The 17,857-nt window shown below is 54.9% G+C and carries 25 protein-coding genes; 9 read left to right on the plus strand and 16 right to left on the minus strand.

Annotated features, from left to right (window positions below):
* Positions 1 to 61: 61 nt before the first annotated feature.
* Positions 62 to 328: a 30S ribosomal protein S15 gene (gene rpsO, locus BED41_RS10285; protein ID WP_066745670.1), complete on the minus strand. Its 267-nt coding sequence runs from the start codon at positions 326 to 328 to the stop codon at positions 62 to 64.
* Between the two features lie 404 nt (positions 329 to 732).
* Here rpsO and glpK point away from each other — a divergent pair, with 404 nt between their 5' ends.
* The 5 genes from glpK (at position 733) to pgsA (ending at position 6,132) form a co-directional block, all read left to right on the plus strand.
* The gene (glpK, locus tag BED41_RS10290) at positions 733 to 2,229 is read left to right on the plus strand and encodes a glycerol kinase GlpK (protein ID WP_066745673.1); all 1,497 of its coding nucleotides are present in this window, start codon (positions 733 to 735) and stop codon (positions 2,227 to 2,229) included.
* A 127-nt stretch (positions 2,230 to 2,356) separates the two neighbouring features.
* A complete protein-coding gene (locus tag BED41_RS10295) occupies positions 2,357 to 3,811 on the plus strand; it encodes an NAD(P)/FAD-dependent oxidoreductase (protein WP_229712293.1) in 1,455 nt (484 codons plus the stop codon).
* Complete coding sequence (locus tag BED41_RS10300) at positions 3,804 to 5,066, plus strand: NAD(P)/FAD-dependent oxidoreductase (protein WP_066745679.1); 1,263 nt, start codon at positions 3,804 to 3,806, stop codon at positions 5,064 to 5,066. Before BED41_RS10295 ends, BED41_RS10300 begins: the two co-directional genes overlap by 8 nt.
* Positions 5,063 to 5,416, plus strand: a complete 354-nt coding sequence (locus BED41_RS10305; protein ID WP_066745682.1) for a DUF1667 domain-containing protein — start codon at positions 5,063 to 5,065, stop codon at positions 5,414 to 5,416. Before BED41_RS10300 ends, BED41_RS10305 begins: the two co-directional genes overlap by 4 nt.
* Before the next feature lie 170 nt (positions 5,417 to 5,586).
* Positions 5,587 to 6,132 carry a CDP-diacylglycerol--glycerol-3-phosphate 3-phosphatidyltransferase gene (gene pgsA / locus BED41_RS10310; protein WP_066745684.1) on the plus strand — a complete coding sequence of 182 codons (546 nt, stop codon included), beginning with the start codon at positions 5,587 to 5,589 and terminating at the stop codon, positions 6,130 to 6,132.
* Between the two features lie 332 nt (positions 6,133 to 6,464).
* Here the strand turns inward: pgsA and trpS are convergent, their stop codons facing one another.
* Both trpS and plsY read right to left on the minus strand, forming a co-directional pair.
* Positions 6,465 to 7,553 (minus strand): tryptophan--tRNA ligase, encoded by a 1,089-nt coding sequence (gene trpS / locus BED41_RS10315; protein ID WP_066745687.1) that lies wholly within the window; start codon positions 7,551 to 7,553, stop codon positions 6,465 to 6,467.
* 104 nt (positions 7,554 to 7,657) lie between these two features.
* Entirely contained in the window at positions 7,658 to 8,251 is a 594-nt protein-coding gene (gene plsY / locus BED41_RS10320; RefSeq protein ID WP_066745689.1) for a glycerol-3-phosphate 1-O-acyltransferase PlsY, read from the minus strand.
* Between the two features lie 297 nt (positions 8,252 to 8,548).
* On the opposite strand from plsY, the gene BED41_RS10325 reads away from it, so the two are divergent.
* Complete coding sequence (locus BED41_RS10325; RefSeq protein ID WP_066745691.1) at positions 8,549 to 9,913, plus strand: META domain-containing protein; 1,365 nt, start codon at positions 8,549 to 8,551, stop codon at positions 9,911 to 9,913.
* A gap of 136 nt (positions 9,914 to 10,049) precedes the next feature.
* On the opposite strand, the gene BED41_RS16185 is transcribed toward BED41_RS10325, so the two are convergent.
* A complete protein-coding gene (locus BED41_RS16185; protein WP_084002400.1) occupies positions 10,050 to 10,268 on the minus strand; it encodes a type II toxin-antitoxin system RelE family toxin in 219 nt (72 codons plus the stop codon).
* Between the two features lie 60 nt (positions 10,269 to 10,328).
* Here BED41_RS16185 and BED41_RS10330 point away from each other — a divergent pair, with 60 nt between their 5' ends.
* The 3 genes from BED41_RS10330 (at position 10,329) to BED41_RS10340 (ending at position 12,409) form a co-directional block, all read left to right on the plus strand.
* Positions 10,329 to 10,592: an AbrB/MazE/SpoVT family DNA-binding domain-containing protein gene (locus BED41_RS10330; protein WP_066745693.1), complete on the plus strand. Its 264-nt coding sequence runs from the start codon at positions 10,329 to 10,331 to the stop codon at positions 10,590 to 10,592.
* Complete coding sequence (locus tag BED41_RS10335; RefSeq protein ID WP_066745698.1) at positions 10,586 to 10,900, plus strand: type II toxin-antitoxin system PemK/MazF family toxin; 315 nt, start codon at positions 10,586 to 10,588, stop codon at positions 10,898 to 10,900. The genes BED41_RS10330 and BED41_RS10335 overlap by 7 nt, the downstream gene beginning before the upstream one ends.
* Before the next feature lie 297 nt (positions 10,901 to 11,197).
* Positions 11,198 to 12,409, plus strand: a complete 1,212-nt coding sequence (locus BED41_RS10340) for a site-specific integrase (RefSeq protein ID WP_066745701.1) — start codon at positions 11,198 to 11,200, stop codon at positions 12,407 to 12,409.
* 19 nt (positions 12,410 to 12,428) lie between these two features.
* On the opposite strand, the gene BED41_RS10345 is transcribed toward BED41_RS10340, so the two are convergent.
* The 12 genes from BED41_RS10345 to BED41_RS10400 all read right to left on the minus strand — a co-directional run bounded on the left by BED41_RS10345 (position 12,429) and on the right by BED41_RS10400 (position 17,853).
* Complete coding sequence (locus tag BED41_RS10345) at positions 12,429 to 12,836, minus strand: type II toxin-antitoxin system HicB family antitoxin (RefSeq protein ID WP_066745704.1); 408 nt, start codon at positions 12,834 to 12,836, stop codon at positions 12,429 to 12,431.
* Positions 12,837 to 12,880: 44 nt separating this feature from the next.
* The gene (locus BED41_RS10350) at positions 12,881 to 13,087 is read right to left on the minus strand and encodes a type II toxin-antitoxin system HicA family toxin (RefSeq protein ID WP_008710032.1); all 207 of its coding nucleotides are present in this window, start codon (positions 13,085 to 13,087) and stop codon (positions 12,881 to 12,883) included.
* Between the two features lie 168 nt (positions 13,088 to 13,255).
* On the minus strand, positions 13,256 to 14,065 hold the full coding sequence (locus BED41_RS10355; RefSeq protein WP_066745707.1) for a DNA-methyltransferase: 810 nt from the start codon (positions 14,063 to 14,065) through the stop codon (positions 13,256 to 13,258).
* Positions 14,066 to 14,123: 58 nt separating this feature from the next.
* Complete coding sequence (locus BED41_RS10360; protein ID WP_157102324.1) at positions 14,124 to 14,537, minus strand: hypothetical protein; 414 nt, start codon at positions 14,535 to 14,537, stop codon at positions 14,124 to 14,126.
* Positions 14,419 to 14,802: a hypothetical protein gene (locus BED41_RS10365; RefSeq protein ID WP_066745713.1), complete on the minus strand. Its 384-nt coding sequence runs from the start codon at positions 14,800 to 14,802 to the stop codon at positions 14,419 to 14,421. Before BED41_RS10365 ends, BED41_RS10360 begins: the two co-directional genes overlap by 119 nt.
* Positions 14,802 to 15,071 carry a hypothetical protein gene (locus BED41_RS10370; RefSeq protein WP_066745716.1) on the minus strand — a complete coding sequence of 90 codons (270 nt, stop codon included), beginning with the start codon at positions 15,069 to 15,071 and terminating at the stop codon, positions 14,802 to 14,804. The genes BED41_RS10365 and BED41_RS10370 overlap by 1 nt, the downstream gene beginning before the upstream one ends.
* Entirely contained in the window at positions 15,071 to 15,298 is a 228-nt protein-coding gene (locus BED41_RS10375; RefSeq protein ID WP_066745718.1) for a hypothetical protein, read from the minus strand. Before BED41_RS10375 ends, BED41_RS10370 begins: the two co-directional genes overlap by 1 nt.
* Position 15,299: 1 nt before the next feature.
* Positions 15,300 to 15,887: an N-acetylmuramoyl-L-alanine amidase family protein gene (locus BED41_RS10380; RefSeq protein ID WP_066745720.1), complete on the minus strand. Its 588-nt coding sequence runs from the start codon at positions 15,885 to 15,887 to the stop codon at positions 15,300 to 15,302.
* Positions 15,888 to 15,909: 22 nt separating this feature from the next.
* Positions 15,910 to 16,554, minus strand: a complete 645-nt coding sequence (locus BED41_RS10385) for a glucosaminidase domain-containing protein (protein ID WP_084002402.1) — start codon at positions 16,552 to 16,554, stop codon at positions 15,910 to 15,912.
* Positions 16,551 to 16,787: a hypothetical protein gene (locus BED41_RS10390; RefSeq protein WP_066745726.1), complete on the minus strand. Its 237-nt coding sequence runs from the start codon at positions 16,785 to 16,787 to the stop codon at positions 16,551 to 16,553. The genes BED41_RS10385 and BED41_RS10390 overlap by 4 nt, the downstream gene beginning before the upstream one ends.
* 66 nt (positions 16,788 to 16,853) lie before the next feature.
* Positions 16,854 to 17,357, minus strand: coding sequence for a hypothetical protein (locus BED41_RS10395; RefSeq protein WP_066745729.1), 504 nt, complete (start codon positions 17,355 to 17,357; stop codon positions 16,854 to 16,856).
* Positions 17,358 to 17,412: 55 nt separating this feature from the next.
* Positions 17,413 to 17,853 carry a DUF4376 domain-containing protein gene (locus BED41_RS10400; protein ID WP_066745732.1) on the minus strand — a complete coding sequence of 147 codons (441 nt, stop codon included), beginning with the start codon at positions 17,851 to 17,853 and terminating at the stop codon, positions 17,413 to 17,415.
* Between the last annotated feature and the right edge of the window lie 4 nt (positions 17,854 to 17,857).

Below are 17,857 nucleotides of genomic sequence, written 5' to 3' on the forward strand. Positions count from 1 at the left end.
AAAAATGGCGAAAGGATATACCTTTCGCCATGCAAATCTTTTAATTTTTGCGTGATTTTGATTAGTGACGCAGCCCGAGGCGCTGGATGAGCGTCTGGTAACGCATGAAGTCCTTCCTCTTGAGGTACTGGAGAAGCTTGCGGCGCTTTCCGACCATGATGAGGAGTCCGCGGCGGCTGTGGAAGTCCTTCTTGTGCGCCCTCATGTGCTCCGTGAGTTCGCGGATGCGCGCCGTGAGGACCGCCACCTGCACCTCTGTGGAGCCGGTATCGGCCTCGTGTGTCTTATACTCTTCAATAATTGACTGTTTCTTATCCTTTTCGATCATTTCGATCACTCCATTCTGAGCCTATTGCGCTCGATTTCCCTTAACTCAGGCAGGTGTAAAGACGCCTGTCCGTGTAAAGGGCTCATGTATATTACCAGAAAGGAGCCGCAGATGGCAAGCTTTTATTTTAAGGCTGGGACGGGATAAACATCTCGGCCCTCCAACCCTCACGATAAAGATACCAGGCGGTCCGCCCCTAACGACGGGCTTTTATTCATTGCCCCGCTTAGGCCGGCGAAGCGACCCTGATATTCTCCGCTTTCCGCCGCCCGTGCCGGTATGTTGGCAATAGATTATTCCTCATCAGCAAAAAATTACATTGACTCGCTGTCAGCCGCTTTATAGAATTTTAATTATCGTTAATAATATAAATCTCAATGCAGGACGAAAGGGGCAATAGGGCTATGGCGAAGTATATCATGGCACTCGACGCGGGCACTACCAGCAACCGCTGTATCCTCTTCAACGAAAAGGGAGAAATATGCAGTGTGGCGCAGAAGGAGTTCACCCAGTATTATCCGCAGCCGAGCTGGGTCGAGCATGACGCGAATGAGATCTGGGCCACGCAGCTCGGCGTCGCCATCGAGGCGATGGCCAAGATCGGCGCGAAATCGACGGACATCGCCGCGATCGGTATCACGAATCAGCGCGAAACGACCGTCGTCTGGGATAAGAACACCGGAGAGCCCGTCTATCACGCCATCGTATGGCAGTGCCGCAGGACCTCCGAGTACTGCGACAGCCTCAGGGAAAAGGGGCTGGCAGACTCTTTCAGAGAGAAGACCGGCCTCGTCATCGACGCCTACTTCTCCGGTACGAAGCTGCGCTGGATATTGGAGAACGTTCCCGGAGCGCGCGAACGCGCGGAGAAGGGCGAACTGCTCTTCGGCACGATAGACACCTGGCTCATCTGGAAGCTATCGGGCGGAAAGATCCACGTGACTGACTATTCGAACGCCTCGCGCACGCTGCTTTATAACATAAAGGAGCTCAAATGGGACGACGAGATCCTCGCCGAGCTCAATATCCCCAAGTGCATGCTGCCAGAGGTGAGGCCCTCCAGCGCCGTTTACGGTGAGACGGACGAGGCCCTCTTCGGCGATCCGGTCAAGATCGCGGGGGCCGCGGGCGACCAGCAGGCGGCGCTTTTCGGACAGGCCTGCTTCACGCCGGGCGAAGCCAAGAACACCTACGGCACGGGATGCTTTATGCTGATGAATATCGGCGACAAGATAAAGTACTCAAAGAACGGGCTCGTCACGACGATCGCCTGGGGGCTTGAAGAGGGCAGGGTCTCCTACGCCCTCGAAGGCTCGATCTTCGTCGCCGGCGCGGCGATCCAGTGGCTCCGCGACGAGCTCAAGATCGTGGACACCTCGCCGGATTCCGAATACTACGCGAAGAAAGTAGCCGATACCAACGGCGTCTATGTCGTCCCCGCATTCGTCGGCCTCGGCGCGCCCTATTGGGACCAGTACGCGCGCGGCACGATCGTCGGCCTCACACGTGGCGCCAATAAGTCGCATCTCATCCGCGCGACGCTGGAGTCCCTGGCCTATCAGACTTACGACGTTCTCAAGGCGATGGAAGAGGACAGCGGCATCAGCCTCGCGGCCCTCAAGGTAGACGGCGGCGCATGTAAAAATAATTTCCTCATGCAGTTCCAGTCCGATGTGATACAGGCTCCCGTCCGCCGTCCGATGTGCGTTGAGACGACGGCGATGGGCGCGGCCTACCTCGCCGGTCTCGCGGTAGGATACTGGAAGACAAAGGACGACGTCCTCAACAACTGGGCCATCGACAACGAATTCAAGCCGGAGATGTGCCCACAAAAGGCGCAGGAGCTCATCGACGGCTGGAAAAAGGCGGTCCGGTGTTCCTTCGGCTGGGCGAAAGACTGACCGACAGCGGAGACCTGTTTCAATAAAAACATGACAAGACCAAAGGGGAAAGACAGGCCCGCAAAGGGGCGGGCCTGTTTTCGTTCCTTTGCGGGCGGGAGAGCCACGCGACGGGAGGAATATGACATTGAAGTATGACGTCCTGATCATCGGAGGCGGCGTCGTGGGCTGCGCCGTCGCCCGCGAACTTTCGCGCCGCCGCCTCCGAATAATTCTGCTGGAAAAGTCATCTGATATCTGCGCCGGGCAGAGCCGGGCAAACACCGCGATCGTCCACGGCGGCTATGACGCCGAGCCGGGGACGCTTAAGGCAAAGTATAACGTCGCCGGCAACACGATGTTCGGCCGCGTATGTTCCGAGCTGGAGGTACCCTACAGGCGCAACGGTTCGCTAGTCGTCTCTTTCAGCGAAAGCGACGACCCTAAACTGGGCGGGCTGCTCGCGCGCGGCGAAAAAAACGGCGTCTCAGGGCTTTCGATAATCGGCGCGGAGGAGATCCGGCGGCGGGAGCCGCATCTCTCAAAGGCGGCCTCCAAGGCGCTGCTCGTTGAGAGCGGAGGGATCGTCTGCCCCTACGGCCTTACGATCGCCTACGCTGAAAACGCCGCGCGCAACGGCGTCACCTTTATCAGAAACGCGGCGGTCACCGGTATAAAAAAATGGCGGGATGGCTGGCATATCTCGGCCACGGCGGGGGATTTCACCGCCGACGCCGTCGTGAACTGCGCCGGTGTCCACTCGGACGAGATCAACAATATGGTCTCCGAAGAAAAATTTTATATCACGCCGCGCCGCGGCGAATATTACATAGTGGACAAAAAGTATACCGGTTATTTCAACTCCGCGATATTCCAGCTGCCGACAAAGATGGGAAAGGGCATCCTCGTCGCCCCCACCGTGGACGGCACGCTGCTCATCGGCCCCACCGCCGAGGATATCGATGAACGAGAAGACACGCGAACGACGCGTTTCGGCCTCGACAAGGTACTCGCGGGGGCCTCGATAAGCTGGGAGGATATTCCCACGCGCGCCTTTATAACAAGCTTCGCGGGGGTGCGCGCCCACTGCGACCGCGACGACTTCATCATTGGCGAAGCCCCCGACGCGGAGCTGTTTTTCAACGCCGGCGGCGTGGAATCTCCGGGGCTCACCTCCGCCCCCGCGATCGGATGTTACCTCGCAGAGCTGATCGCCGAGAGGCTCTCGGCGGCCGATAATCCGTGTTTCGACCCCACGCGCCGCGCCATTCCCTCCTTCCGCGAGATGACGAACGTGGAACGCGCGCGCGCGATCGCGGCAAACCCGGACTACGCCAAGGTGGTCTGCCGTTGCGAGAACGTCACCGAGGCCGAGATACGGCAGGCGATACGCCGCCCCGTCGGCGCGCGCACCACAGACGGCGTCAAGCTGCGCGTAAGGGCGGGGATGGGCCGCTGCCAGGCAGGTTTCTGTACTCCGCGGACGATCGGGATACTCTGCGAAGAGCTGGGGCTGGACCCGCTTGAAGCGGCAAAATCTTCCGGCGCCTCAAGGCTGCTCTCGCACTATCTCTTTGAAAAGGAGGCAAAGCCCCATGCGTAAAGTCGGACTGGCGATCATAGGCGGCGGCCCCGCGGGACTTGCCGCCGCCGTCGCCGCCTACGAGGCTGGCTGCCGCGACCTGATCATTCTGGAGCGCGAGGACTCTCTCGGCGGGATACTAAAACAGTGCATACATAACGGCTTTGGCCTCCACACCTTCAAAGAGGAGCTCACCGGGCCGGAGTACGCGCAGCGATATATCGAAAAGATAATAGAATACGGCATCCCCTGCCGCTGCGGCACCATGGTGATAGATATAACCAGGGACAGAAAAATCACCTGCGTGAGCAGGACGGCGGGGCTAGAGGAGATAGAGGCCGGGGCCGTCATCCTCGCGATGGGCTGCCGCGAGCGCCCGCGCGGTTCGCTCGGCATTCCCGGGCAGCGCTGTTCAGGCATCTACACCGCAGGCACAGCGCAGCGTTTTGTGAATATGGAGGGCGTCATGCCGGGCAAAAAGGTGATGATCCTCGGCTCCGGCGATATCGGCCTCATCATGGCGCGCCGCATGACCTTCATGGGCGCGGAGGTCAAGGGCTGCGTGGAGCTGATGCCCTTTTCCGCCGGCCTTAAGAGAAATATCGTCCAGTGCCTCGACGATTACGGCATCCCGCTGCTTCTCTCGCATACCGTCGTCGACATCGCGGGCAGAGAGCGTCTCAAGGGCGTTACGGTGGCGGCGGTCGACGAACGCCTCAGACCGATACCGGGCACCGAAAAATATTACGAGTGCGACACGCTGCTCCTCTCCGTCGGCCTCATACCGGAAAACGAGCTGTCGGCGATGGCCGGCGTTGAGATCTCCGAAACGACAAACGGCGCGGTCGTCGACGAGTCGCTGCATACCTCGGTGGAGGGGATATTCTCCTGCGGAAATGTCCTTCATGTACACGATCTGGTGGATTTCGTCTCCGAGGAGGCGGCGAAGGCCGGAGAGAACGCCTGGCATTATATCAACGGGGAACGGCCGCGCGGCGGCGGTACGGTTACAGTCTCCGCCGGTGCTGGCGCGTCGGGCGTCGTGCCCCAGTATATATCGCGCGGCGCACAGGGCGAGGTCACGATGATGTTCAGGCCTCGCGACGTCTATAAGGATGCCGCCGTCGTCATAACGGCGGGCGCGGAGAAGATATTTTCAAAGAGGCACCGTATCTTGACCCCCGGCGAGATGGTCTCCTTTAAACTGGATATGGCGCTCCTTGGAGAGCGCCCCGAAACGTCGGAGATAACCGTAGGAGTGGAGGCGCGGCCATGATAACGGAGCTTACCTGCATAGGCTGCCCCATGGGCTGCCAGATAACCGCGGAGAGCGAAAACGGCAAAATACTCTCCGTCAGCGGACAGAGCTGCGCCATCGGCAAAAGATACGCGGAGGAGGAGCTGACACATCCGACACGCATGGTCACCTCGCTGATGGAGACGGTAGGCGGCGGGACACCTCTCTCCGTCAAGACCTCAAAACCGATAGGCAAAGAGAAAATATTTGAATGCCTCGCGGAGATCAGGAGAACGAAGGCCCAGCTTCCGGTCCACATTGGGGATATCCTGATAAGGAACGTCTGCGGAACGGATACGGATATCGTCGCGACAAAAGAACTATACTAAAATGCAAAAAATCCAATAATTCAGAGAGGCCGGGAGGGACAAAATCCCGGCCTCTTGCCATTTTTATATCCCAAAAAGAGATTTTTATGTTATAAATATTGGTAATGTGCATTTTGAATTGTGAAAAGAATGAGAGAGCACAACAATGTTTTACGGAGGGAATCGTTGCCATGCCATCACCATGGAACCTGCCTAATATGCTGAGCCTGTCGCGGGTCTTTCTCGTCCCCGTCATTCTCGTCTTTCTGACCCTGCGGACACAGTTCGGATTCATCGAGGGGGTAAATATCGGAGACCTCATCGCGGGGCTCGTCTTTATCATAGCCTCGATCACGGACGCCGCGGACGGACATATAGCGCGTAAAAGAAACCTTGTCACCAACATGGGGAAATTTATCGACCCCTTAGCAGACAAGATACTCGTCATCGCCGTGCTGACGGCGCTCGTCGAACTCCACCGCTTCCCCGCTTGGATGGTCGTCGTCATCGTCTCGCGTGAATTCATCGTCTCGGGGCTGAGGATGGTGGCCGCCTCGGAGGGCGTGGTGATCGCCGCCTCCAAGGGAGGAAAGCTCAAAACCGTCACACAGATAGTGGGCATCGTGATGCTTATCTTCAACATTCCCTACGCTATGGCGGTCATGTGGGTCGCCGTCATCCTCACGGTATGGTCCGGCATAGACTACGTGATAAAGGGAGCAGACCTGCTGAACTGAACGCAGCGCAGACAGCCTGAATAAAATATGCCGCCGGAGCAAAAGCTCATAGGCGGCATGTTTTTATATTTAAGAAAAAATTCCATCCGGCGGCCATAAAAAAATTCATCGGCACGGCACGCCGCCCGGCAAAGCTCCGTGACAGCGCTTATAACCGCAGGAGAGGCCACGCGTATCCCGGATATTCGCCGCTGACGGCATTTACAGCGCCGCAGAGGCGGCAAACACCGTGATTCGGAACAGGAACACAGACAGAAAGCCAACGGCCCGTTTAAGGGCTCAGTGCGGCGGCGCGGCAATATTTGTGAAGATAGATATCCCGCCTGACCCAGTTACCGGCCCCGGTGTTTCTCTATCTGCCCCTCAATAAGGGCCGTGTCGTCGAAATAATTGATGCGCATCGCAGTGCGCACGTCGCAAAGGGTCGCGGCGGCCGAGGCCCTCGCGGCCTCGCTGCCGCGCCGCAGGATGTCGTATACCTCCGGTATCTGCCGCTCCCACTCCCGGCGCCGCTCGCGGATGGGGGCAAGACGGCTCTGCATAACGCTGTTAAGAAACTTTTTTACCTTTATATCGCCAAGACCGCCGCGGCGGTAGTGGGCCTCAAGCTCATCCAAGCCGCCGTATTCGGGCATAAACTCCGCAAAATCCTCCGGGCGGCTGAACGCCTCCAGATAGATGAAGACGGGGTTGCCATCCGTACTGCCGGGATCGTCCACTTTGAGATGATTGGGGTCGGTGAACATCGACATCACCTTTTTGCGTATCTCCTCCGGCTCGTCGGCAAGGTAGATGCAGTTTCCCAGAGACTTGCTCATCTTGGACATTCCGTCAATGCCCGGCAGCCTCATACAGACCCTGTTTTCCGGCAGTACGATCTCCGGTACGGTCAGCGTGTCGCCGTAGGTGGCGTTAAATTTATGCACTATCTCCCGGCACTGTTCCAGCATCGGCGCCTGGTCCTCCCCAACGGGCACAGAGGTAGCACGGAAGGCCGTGATGTCGGCAGCCTGGCTGATGGGATAGGTAAAGAACCCCACGGGGATGCTGGCCTCGAAGTTGCGCTGCTGTATTTCGGCCTTGACGGTGGGATTCCGCTGCAGGCGCGCGATGGTGACAAGATTCATATAATAGGAGGTCAGCTCCGTAAGCTCGGGAACCATAGATTGAATAAAGATGGTGGACTTGGCGGGATCTATGCCGCAGGCCAGGTAATCGAGCGCCACCTCGATGATATTATCGCGCACCTTCTCCGGGTGCTCGGCGTTGTCCGTCAGCGCCTGCGCGTCGGCGATCATGATGTATATTCTGTCGTATTCACCGGAATTCTGCAGCGCAACGCGCCTCTCCAGAGAGCCTGCGTAGTGTCCCACATGAAGCCGTCCCGTCGGGCGGTCTCCTGTTAAAATTATTTTTGCCATTTTGCCTTTATCCTCCGTGTGCAGTCCTATATACTTTTCCGACTACGGCAGTATATCACATCAGCTTGGACGCCACATGCTATTTAGCCGCGCTCTCCGCGGGGCTAAGATTTTACCTTCGACTCCGTGCCGTTTTTCAGCCGCACGATGTTTGCCCTGTGACGCCAGACAGAGAGGAGGGCGAGGAAAAACGAGGCGGCCGTGTAGGGGCGCGGCATCCCAAAACAGGCGGTGAGCCCCGCGGCGGCGAGCAGCCCCACCATCGAGGCCACCGAGACATATTTCGTCGTCTTCATGACGGCGTACCAGATAATGCCGCCGATTATCGCAGGCCACGGCATAAAGAAGTTATAAAAGCCGATCACGCCAAATGTGGTAGCGACACCTTTGCCGCCTCTGAAACCAAGCCAGAGGGGAAAATTGTGTCCCAGCACCGCGCACACCCCGGTAAGCGCGAGTATGGTCGGGTCGGAGATGAAACAGGAGGCTGCGAGGACGGCGAGGCCTCCTTTAAGCATGTCAAATACGGCGACGGCAACGGCCCATCTTTTGCCCATAAGCCGGCCTACATTCGTCGCCCCGATATTGCCGGAGCCGAAGGCGCGGATATCGGCTCCCTTTATATATTTCGCGACAAGAAAACCCGTGGGACACGACCCCGCAAGATACCCGGCAAAGGCCCAGAAAACAGCTGTCATAAGATCATCTCCACATGAAATTTTATCAGGATAAAGACGCTGAAACACAGTTAAATTTTACGATAGAGGCCCCGGCAAGTCAAATAAAAAGCCCGCAGGAGCGGCGGCGCAGACGCATAAGTCAGCCGCCGGCGCCCGAGACTCCCTGCGGCCCTCCTGAACGGTCAAAAGTTTGATTTTTCATAGTTTTGGCGTTGCCCTCCGCGGATCAAACGGATAATATGTAACATGCCCTAAGGGCAAAAAATATCATGACAGGCATCTCCATGGGGAGATATCAAATAGGAGGTCATATTTATGAGAATGAGGAGACTGCTTACATCAGCGGCATTTATCATGCTGTTGGCTGTTCCGGCATACGCCGCACCGCAGCTGATCCAGGCGAACAGGTATGAGGGATATCTTTTACGAAACGGCTCCGCGGCGGAACGCACGGCTCTGGTGCTGAAGTACGACGCCGTCACCGGAGCTCCGGTAAGTTATCTTGAGACCGTTTACACCGGCGCGGCAGGCGAAACAAAACGCAGCGGAACTTTCACCGTGAAGGAAGACCGCGCCGCCGGTGCTTCGCGCTTTACGCTGAAGGCAAAGACCAGAGGCCATGACGAATATTTCCTGCGGACCTCCATGGGCACTAGCCTGCGGGCGCGGAACACGGGAGACGGCGGCACGCTGCTGGCGACAGGCGCCCAGCTTCTGAAAGACGGCAAAGAGATAATGCGCTTTCCCGCGAGCTACAGCGGCACTATTCCGGCGGCCTCCGGCCCTGGGATACTGATGGAGGTCACCTTTCGGGCAGACCACACCTTCCGCATCGCCGAGACCTACATCGGCGAGCCGGAGGGAAGCAATAAATTTTACGGCAGCGGACGCTGGTCGGTGAGCATGGTCAATAAAAAGCCCCTCCTCACCCTCAAAACCGGGGACGGCGACCGCTATTTCACAGTCGGCGATAAGAGCGTGACGATGGTCGACAGCCGCGGACACGCCGCCGAAAGCAAACTGAATTACACGCTGACCAAAGCTGCGGGAGGCGACCTCTTCAAAGCGGCGGCCCTGATGGAGGGCGAATACAGCCAAACCGAAGAGAGGGTCGTATTCCGCGACACGGCCACGGGCAGGAGTTACCTTGTGGCCAAAGGCGGAGACAACGCCGATATGGAACGCGCCTATTCCGATACTGGGACCACGCCGGGCAAATATCTTCCCGCAATGGTGAAGGGCAGCCTCGTCGTACAGCACGGCGCGGACGGCCATCCGGAGGAGATGCTGCTGGTGGAACGTCTGGTCGCTCTCGGTTCCCAGGAGGTCGAGCTGGTAAAGGGAGACTGGAAGATCGTCAGCGCGGGAGAGCTAAATGCCGCTGAAAATATCGAGGAAGGCAGAGAAAGGCCTTTCCTGAAGTTTGACCCGGACGGACGCTTTTACGGATACGCCGGATGCAACCGCATCGCCGGTTCATATATCGTCTCCGGTATGAAGCTGAAGCTGGACGGTATCCTCAGCACCAAGATGGCCTGCAGCGACATGAGGCTGGAAGACGCGCTCCTGGAAGCGCTCCCGCGTGTGCGCTCTTATTTTGTGGACAAGGGCGTGCTGACCCTCAAAGGCGCTGACGGAAACACGCTGGCCCTGCTGACGGACGAAAACGCCGCAAGATAGAGATAAACTCAAAGAGGCTCCCGAAACGGAGCCTCTTTTTATGCAGAGCGGCGGCTCCGCAAAGAGAGTAAATATTTTTAAAGATGACAAAAAGGGCTCGGCCGGTTTCGGCTGAGCCCAAGATATTGTTTTACAGCTAGTCGTTATAAATATCTTTTCTATCTCCTATTTTCAAAACAAGAATTGTCACTCTCTCATCTGAAATTTCCGCAAGTATCCGATAGTTTCCCACACGATAACGCCATTGCCCCGCTCTGTCTCCTGTGAGGGGCTTCCCGTGTAATCTTAGGTCTGTACAGCCTTCAAGATTCTTGCGTATCCACGCCGTGATCAGCCGTGGCTCTCTGAGGCACATACTTGCAATTTTACATAATTAAGTGTACACTATGTATATACTTAGTATGGGGGGATTTATATGCAGACAATGATCCAAAAGTGGGGCAATAGCCAGGGGATCAGGCTGCCAAAGCATATTTTAGAATCAGTAGGTCTTGAAATACCGGCGACAGGCAAGCCTGTGGAGGTGGAGGTTATCGCCGAAGAGGGTAAGATAACGATCAAGAAGCCGCTTCCCAGCCGCAAGCGCAGGAACATTATTGAACTTTTGGCCGGTTATGAGGGCGATTATAAGGCTTCGGAGACAGATTGGGGAGTCCCCGTAGGTAAGGAAGTATGGTAAGCCAGGGGGATATCATCTGGCTGGAGTTTAACCCGCAGGCAGGACACCGCCCCGCCGTCGTGGTGAGCAATAACATCTTCAACAATGTTACTGGAATGGCCATCGTCTGCCCGATTACAAGTAAGCTGAAGGCCTTCCCTTTGCATATACCGCTTGACGAACGGACGAAAACACAGGGGATGATCGCCTGCCAGCATATTAAATCTTTGGATATTGCGGCGAGGAATTACCGGCATATCGAGAAGCTGCCGCATGATATTCTGGATCGTGTGCTGGAGGCGGTCCTATCTGAGATCGAAGAGATTTGACCTTTACGTCATATTGCCTGCCATGATACATAACGGATACAGGCACATAAAAAGGGCTCGGCCGAAATCGGCAGAGCCCTTATCAATTCTGGTCGGGATGAGAGGATTCGAACCTCCGACCACCTGCACCCCATATTTATTTTAATGACGTACAGTAACTTTTTAGTTTTTCTTTTATCTCACAAAATAGCTATATAACTTGATTTTTCGATTTTTTTAGTTTACAATGCGTTATATAGTTGCAAGGCGCGTCAAAAGTGCAGGAGTAATTATAGAGTAACGGAGTGTGATAACATTATGGCTACAGTAAAACTTACACAAACGTTTATCAATTCTCTTGAAGCCCCTTCAAAAGGTTACTGGATCAACGATGAGTCAATGTCTGGTCTACGTCTTTATGTTGGCTCATCAGGAATTAAGACTTATTATCTCACATACAAAAATATTAAAGGAAAAAAAGATTCTTTCAAAATTGGCGATGAGCGGCTATTTACGCCCATACAAGCGCGGGAGGCCGCCAAGAAATTTCTCTCTGAAATGGCCGTGGCGGGGACAGACATTAAACGGGAACGCAAAAAGGAAAACAAACCAACCGTAAAAGAATTGTGCGACGCATATATCGCCGCGGGTGGGTCTAAATTTACTGACGTAATGGCAAGAAGCCTAACAGAGTTTTTAGATCGCGCAGCGGAAGAGATTACGCCAATAGAGATAGAAACATGGCGCACAAATGAAAAGAAACGAACCGGCAATAAGGATGCTAGTCTAAATAAAAAGGTCTGTAGCCTAAAATCTATCTTAAATTTTTCGGCAGACCGAGGATTGATCGCAGCGAACCCGTTGGCAAAAGTGAAGAAGCTCAAAGAGGTAGATTCAAAAAAGAAGATTCGTTACCTATCTGCCGACGAACGACCGCGCTTCATGGCGGCGCTGGACAAATATGACAAAGAACAGCGAGAGATGCGCCGCCGCACCCGGCTTCACGCCAAGGGTAAAGACCTTCCCTCTATGGAGGGGTGGGCTTTTGCAAACTATTTCAAGCCGCTCATTATTGTGGCGCTCAATACCGGTATCCGCCGCCATGCGCTTTTGTCGCTTCGTTGGGAGGACATTGACCTTGTGCATGGTAATATCACGCTTCGCGCTGAGACTGCGAAGAGCAAAAAGGAAGATATCATACCGATAAACACGACGGCGAAGGCGACGCTTGAAGCATGGAAAAAACAACGCCTCGATGAGAGCAACCCTCTTGTCTTTCCGTCGCCCCAAGGTGGCGGCGTTATGCACGATTGTAACAGCTCGTTTGAATGGTTGTTGAAAGAAGCCGAGATAAAAAATTTCACATGGCACGACATGCGCCATGATTTTGCCAGCCGCCTTGTGATGGCCGGCGTCGATCTCAACACCGTGCGTGAGCTCATGACGCATTCAGATATAAAGATGACACTCAGATACGCACATCTCGCCCCCGAAAAGAAAAAAGAGGCTGTGGAAAAAATAGCAAAATAGGGCCGCATTTGCGGCCCTATTATTGAACGTGCAACTCTTGTCTTATTGCCTGTTGGAGTAAAGCGGAATAGTTGAGCTTCTGCTCCTCCGCAAGCTCCGCAAGATAGGCGGGAATCGTAAGGGTCTTTTTTACCGCTTTCTGGCTCCATGCCCGGCGAACTGGGGGCATAAAGGCAACCACGAGCTGAGTGACGGAATCATTGCTTTGATTTAACGGGATATCGCTGGGAGCAGGAATATCTTCCTTGCCTTTTTCCAGAAAATAGAGACAGTCCTCCAGCGTATATTTCGCCTGATCAATAGCCTCCTCCAGCGTATCCGCCGAGGTGAAGCAGTTATCCAGATCAGGGAATCTTACGTCCCACATTCCCTCTTCATCCTTAGAAAAGATGGCGGGGAAAATATAGCGGTCAGGATACTTTTTCATGTTATCAACTCCTTTGTTTATCTTTTTGTCCAAAGGGGCCGGGGCTATTTAAGCCCCAGCGCCTTCTTTATTGCCTGATCCACTCCGATGGAGATTTTATAGGGGATTGGGAAACCTCTTTGTCCTTCTTTGGAGGCCCAGTAATGGCTTCCTTTTCCCCGGCTCTCTGTTACCGTCCAGCCAAGTTCTCTAGCTATCTTTACGAACTCGCTTTGCGTGTATCTTTTATTGGCTGGATATTCTTTTTTCACTGTTGAGCCGCCTCCCTTCGATGAATTAATTATAGCACAAATACAATACGTGTCAATACGTATCAAGTTAAATAAAGGCACAAAAAAAGAGGGCGGAGCCTTAGCCCCGCCCTATGCTGAACATATATCTATTTCTGTTTGTGTACGGTGAAATCACCGCCACCGTGCCTATAGCAGCCGTCCCTGTTCGGCTGCTTCTTGGATGCGTTTTTTTGCAATCTCACAAAAGGTTTCTTCTTTTTCTATCCCTATCCACTTGCGCCCCGTGTTATGCGCCGCCACCGCCGTGCTGCCGGAGCCTATGCAGTTGTCAAGGATTGTCTCGCCCTCGTTGCTGTATGTGCGAATCAGGTATTCCAACAGCGGAACGGGTTTTTGGGTTGGGTGATTATTTCCGCCATTGATTTTATTTTCCTTAGTGTTCTTGTTTCCGAATATAACGCCGTTCCAGTTTGAAAAATATATCACATCTGTCGGATATCTCGACCCGTCACGAGGACCTTCTATTTGACCAATCTCTACATTATATAAACCGCATTTTCCAATCTTTCTCTTCCGTGGATATTCATCTCTGTTATGATAACTATAACTCATTTGCGGGTTATATGTCGGTAATTTTTTATAAAACACTAATATTTCTTCATGCTGTTTTAGAGGTTTTATTTTTGCGTCCAGAAAACCTAATGACTTGCTCTTTACCCAAATTATTTTATACCTAAAATCTTTTCTATTTGAGATAATTGTATCTACTGCAAATTTCTGTGCTCCGAACAACAGAATTGGTGCATTAGTTTTGCATATTCTTTTGTATTGTTCCCAGAGCGATTCAAACGGTATCCTGACATCCCATTCGTAATCTGTGCAGCCGTATGGCAGGTCGCAGAGCACCATATCCACGCTGCCGTCAGGGATGTTTTTCATGAGTTCCAAACAGTCGCCGTGGTAGAGTTTGCCTTGCGGATTTTCATAATATAACATTTTGTCCTCCTGTATAAACAATAATGGCGAGCTCCCGAAGGAACCCGCCCTTGTGGTTTTATCTCGCCGCAACCGCGCCGACCGCGCCGCCAACAACCAGCCCCAGCAGCAACTTGCCAATACCCTTCTGCTTTTCGGCCCGGACCTGTTTTTGCAGGGTTTCGTTCATCTCCGCAAGGATACTGTTCTGCTCGCGGAGAAGCCGTCTTTCTTCCTCGGATGCCGCCGTGTAGCAGTTCAACTCGGCGATCAGCTGCGCCGTGCTCTGCCGTTCCGAGGCGAGCGATTCGCGCACCGCCGCGACCTCGGCCACCAGCGCCGCATTGTCGGCCACAACCTCGCGGATGTCTGCTTTAGTCGCCGCTATCTGTCCGCTCTCGGTCAGCGTTGCGCTGGCGTGCGCCGGTGATGAGCCGGTTATAAGCAGCAAGCAGATCGTCATCGCCCAGAGCGCGAGCTTGCTTGTACGCATTGCTGGTCACCTCCTGTATGCGGCGGTCGTTGGTCCTTTGGAGCTGCGATATCTCCTCTTGTTTGCGCCCAAGCTGCGCGCGGAGTTCTTCGACCTGTTGGCTGGCCGTCTGAAGCTCCTGCTCATTTCGAGCAAGCTCGTTTCGCAGTACGGCCAGTTCCGCCGAGTGTCGGTCCTCTATCCACGCCCACAGCGCGGCGGCCACCCCGACAAGCAGCAGCACCGTCACGATCTGCCATTTGTGGTCATAGAGCCATTGCAGCATCAGTGCGTCTCCTCCTTGTCGTAGTCGGTGTATTCCGGGGCCTGCGGCGCGCAGCTGTTCCATCCGTCCCCGTAGCGGGATTCATAGGCGCTGCTGCCCATGTAGCCTCCGACGGAGACGCCGTCGATGGCCGCCAGCAGGTACATCATGTTTGTTGGTATATCCTCGTTTATGTGCATGTACCATACAATCACGCCGAAGGTAAAGAGCACGCAGAACACCGGCAGCGGTTTGCGCACCGGCGTTCTGTACCATCCGCGCCAAGCCATTACAGTACCTTTTGCAGGATGATGGAGAGCGCCGCGCCAGCGATAAAGAATACGGCGCGCGAAGTGACATCCATTTTCGAGAATCCCGTTTCCAGCTTGCTGAGGCGGTCGTATATGTCCTTGTGTGAATCGCGGTTGTTTTCTACCGTGCGACGTACTTCAGCCGCGATGTCGTCTAGTTTGTCTGAGATCGCCGCCAGTTCGGCGCGGATCGCCTCTTCGCTCACGTCATCCCCTCCTTTTCCGCTCCCATGCCTCTATCCCGTCCGCGACGGCCGCCGCCATAGCGTCGTGATTCGCCGCCGACCGCAAAAAAGCCTCTTCCTGCGGGTTCGTGATGAAGGCCATCTCCACGAGCACCGCGGGGACGCGGCACTCACGCAGCACAAGGTAGTTGGCCTCCTTATCCGGGTCGCCGTCGCTCGTGTCGGTACGTTTGCGCTGTTGTGGGAACATGCGCCCCCACGCCTCGAAGATGGCCGTAGCCAGCGGGTCGCTGTGGTCTCTGCCCGGCGTGGTGTATATCTCGAAGCCATTCGCCGCCGGGTTCGCCGCCCCGTTGCAATGGAGCGAAATAAAACAGTCCGCGTCGATGCGGTTGGCAAAGGCGGGGCGCGAGCGCAGGTCTGCCGTCCGGTCGTTACGGAATGTCCGACTGTTTCCGCTGCGCGTCATGGAGGCGATATGCCCGCGCGCGGCAAGTTCTTTCGCCAGCGCGTGCGCCACTTTGAGGGTGATATCAGCCTCTCTTGTGCCCTTCGGCCCCACCGCGCCGCCGTCCGGCGCTCCGTGGCCGGGATCGATTACTATTTTCATTTCTGCACCGCCTCCTTAATTTTTACAGATACCCTTTTATGATCTCGCGCTGCCACGGCTCAAGCTCGTTGCGCGCGTATTCGTAAGCCGTAAGCAGCTTGTCGTGCCACGCCGGGCCGAATATCTCCGGCGCAAGCCTTACGGCCATGCGCGTGAGCTTCTCAAAATACTTGCGGTCCGTCGCCCAGCTGCCGAGCCGCCCCCGATACAGCCCGGCGAAGCAGAGCAAAAAGTTGTCACTGTGCTTGTAGGTATAGGGGTAATCCTTGCGTATCTTTGCCGCGTAATCCGCCAGAAAAGCAGCGCGGGAACCATACCTGCGAAAGTACGATTCCCGCGTAATATATTTACCGTTGCTGTATTCCCTGCTCGCTATACGTATGTACGGCTTGCCGGCGGCTCTCCATTCAGGCGGGGCCTTTATCCCCGCGCCGTTGTATGCCCTGCGCCAAAGCTCGCTTTGCCAATATCCCGTCTCCACGGCGCTCTGGCAGGTGGCGGCGTAGGCGTTTATGCCGGGCTGTCCGCGTGCCGCCGCGTAAAAATCCTGCGCGGGTGTGGCACCGTAGGCACAGAGTATACTTGCAACCAGCGCAAGCCACACCGCAAGGGCGGCCATCACCAGCCACAGCAGCAGCCGTAAGGTGTTGTCGTCCCGCTTCATCATAGCGCCGTCCAGAGGATAAGCGTTCCGAGCGCCGCCCCTGCGATGCCGCCAGCACAGCGGATGAAACACCCCTCCCTGTGCATCCAGAGGACTTCTCCGAGCTCCCAGCCCACGGCCAGTCCAGTACCGACGGAAAAGCCAGTATTGGGGGCCGTAAATACTCCGCTCAGCAGAGATACCGCCGTGCCAATCATAAAAGCCTTAAACGCTGTCTCTTTTTCCTTTGATGTCATGATTTTTTCCTTTCTTCGCGCACAAAAAAAGAGCCCTGCGGCTCCCGTGGCTCTTCGTTGTTTTTGCTATTTCCAGCGGCCTATTGCGACTAGATATGCGGTGTAACTTACAACACCGTAGCTACCTCCGGTCCTTATCGCATCGGCAAGCCTCTTTACCGCTGAATTACTGCCGGTGCTCCATACACATGTGTCTGTCCCCTGGTAGCCTATACTTGTATATACACTATGATTAGCCGTAGGGCTGTCGTTTGTTGTTGCGGCAAAACCAACAACAAATTTATATACTGTCCCGACGTTGGCTATAGGCAATACCCATTCTCCAGTGAAAAAGAGAAAATCAGAATACTTAGGCTCTCTAACATATGTATGGGTGCAGATCATTGTGCCATCGGCCCATTTTATATACCGGCCATTTGCATTCTCGCCGCTTTCTATCACGGCGCTCCCCGACGTACCGACGATGGGCAAAGAGGCGATGTCCACCAGTCCGCCAATCAACGGCGGTACCTCGAATTGCTTTACGAGCGCGCCGTTAATACGCTTGTAACGCACCACTTTTTTAGTCATGGCGCGATACCTCTTTGTTTACGTGCTTACTGGGATTGCCCCCCCACGTAAGCATTTACGAGTTGTCAGCATTTGTATTTTCCTCCCATGTGATCTCTACCGCGTCGAGTTCGGCTTGCGTGGTGCAGGCCGTTACAATAGCCCGCAGCTGTTGTTTGCGCAGGTACGCGGCGGCATAGTGCTGCATCATCTCAAGTTGGATCGCTTTCATGTCGTCGAGTGTGACGCCGGTGTGGAGCGTGTCTTCCGCATCCACTACGTAGGGCGCTTGACTTGGGTCGTTTTCAAGCAGTTTTACCGCGCCCTCCATTTTCTGTACGTCGGCCTCCGCGAACTGCATCGGCCAGCCGTAGGAGCACGCAAACGCGCCCTTGCAGTATCCGGTAAATGCCGTGCTTACCAGCGCAAGTTTTTTATCTTTGTTTTCCGCGAAGATCATCTCCGGCGTTTTTAACTTCGACCAGTCGATGTTTCCGGCAATTACGTTTTCTGCCACTTTA

The sequence above is a fragment of the Cloacibacillus porcorum genome (genome assembly GCF_001701045.1).
Taxonomy (GTDB): Bacteria; Synergistota; Synergistia; order Synergistales; family Synergistaceae; genus Cloacibacillus; species Cloacibacillus porcorum.

What these genes read in the sequence shown, in the direction of transcription:
- rpsO (WP_066745670.1), bottom strand. Translation starts at nt 328, where the DNA reads ATGATCGAAAAGGATAAGAAACAGTCAATTATTGAAGAGTATAAGACA.
- BED41_RS10380 (WP_066745720.1), bottom strand. Translation starts at nt 15,887, where the DNA reads ATGAAAATAGTAATCGATCCCGGCCACGGAGCGCCGGACGGCGGCGCG.
- BED41_RS10305 (WP_066745682.1), top strand. Translation starts at nt 5,063, where the DNA reads ATGATAACGGAGCTTACCTGCATAGGCTGCCCCATGGGCTGCCAGATA.
- BED41_RS10355 (WP_066745707.1), bottom strand. Translation starts at nt 14,065, where the DNA reads ATGTTATATTATGAAAATCCGCAAGGCAAACTCTACCACGGCGACTGT.
- glpK (WP_066745673.1), top strand. Translation starts at nt 733, where the DNA reads ATGGCGAAGTATATCATGGCACTCGACGCGGGCACTACCAGCAACCGC.
- BED41_RS10300 (WP_066745679.1), top strand. Translation starts at nt 3,804, where the DNA reads ATGCGTAAAGTCGGACTGGCGATCATAGGCGGCGGCCCCGCGGGACTT.
- BED41_RS10385 (WP_084002402.1), bottom strand. Translation starts at nt 16,554, where the DNA reads ATGATGAAGCGGGACGACAACACCTTACGGCTGCTGCTGTGGCTGGTG.
- BED41_RS10395 (WP_066745729.1), bottom strand. Translation starts at nt 17,357, where the DNA reads ATGACTAAAAAAGTGGTGCGTTACAAGCGTATTAACGGCGCGCTCGTA.
- trpS (WP_066745687.1), bottom strand. Translation starts at nt 7,553, where the DNA reads ATGGCAAAAATAATTTTAACAGGAGACCGCCCGACGGGACGGCTTCAT.
- BED41_RS10365 (WP_066745713.1), bottom strand. Translation starts at nt 14,802, where the DNA reads ATGCTGCAATGGCTCTATGACCACAAATGGCAGATCGTGACGGTGCTG.
- BED41_RS16185 (WP_084002400.1), bottom strand. Translation starts at nt 10,268, where the DNA reads ATGTGCCTCAGAGAGCCACGGCTGATCACGGCGTGGATACGCAAGAAT.
- BED41_RS10325 (WP_066745691.1), top strand. Translation starts at nt 8,549, where the DNA reads ATGAGAATGAGGAGACTGCTTACATCAGCGGCATTTATCATGCTGTTG.
- BED41_RS10360 (WP_157102324.1), bottom strand. Translation starts at nt 14,537, where the DNA reads ATGCGTACAAGCAAGCTCGCGCTCTGGGCGATGACGATCTGCTTGCTG.
- BED41_RS10335 (WP_066745698.1), top strand. Translation starts at nt 10,586, where the DNA reads ATGGTAAGCCAGGGGGATATCATCTGGCTGGAGTTTAACCCGCAGGCA.
- plsY (WP_066745689.1), bottom strand. Translation starts at nt 8,251, where the DNA reads ATGACAGCTGTTTTCTGGGCCTTTGCCGGGTATCTTGCGGGGTCGTGT.
- pgsA (WP_066745684.1), top strand. Translation starts at nt 5,587, where the DNA reads ATGCCATCACCATGGAACCTGCCTAATATGCTGAGCCTGTCGCGGGTC.
- BED41_RS10345 (WP_066745704.1), bottom strand. Translation starts at nt 12,836, where the DNA reads ATGAAAAAGTATCCTGACCGCTATATTTTCCCCGCCATCTTTTCTAAG.
- BED41_RS10340 (WP_066745701.1), top strand. Translation starts at nt 11,198, where the DNA reads ATGGCTACAGTAAAACTTACACAAACGTTTATCAATTCTCTTGAAGCC.
- BED41_RS10330 (WP_066745693.1), top strand. Translation starts at nt 10,329, where the DNA reads ATGCAGACAATGATCCAAAAGTGGGGCAATAGCCAGGGGATCAGGCTG.
- BED41_RS10370 (WP_066745716.1), bottom strand. Translation starts at nt 15,071, where the DNA reads ATGGCTTGGCGCGGATGGTACAGAACGCCGGTGCGCAAACCGCTGCCG.
- BED41_RS10390 (WP_066745726.1), bottom strand. Translation starts at nt 16,787, where the DNA reads ATGACATCAAAGGAAAAAGAGACAGCGTTTAAGGCTTTTATGATTGGC.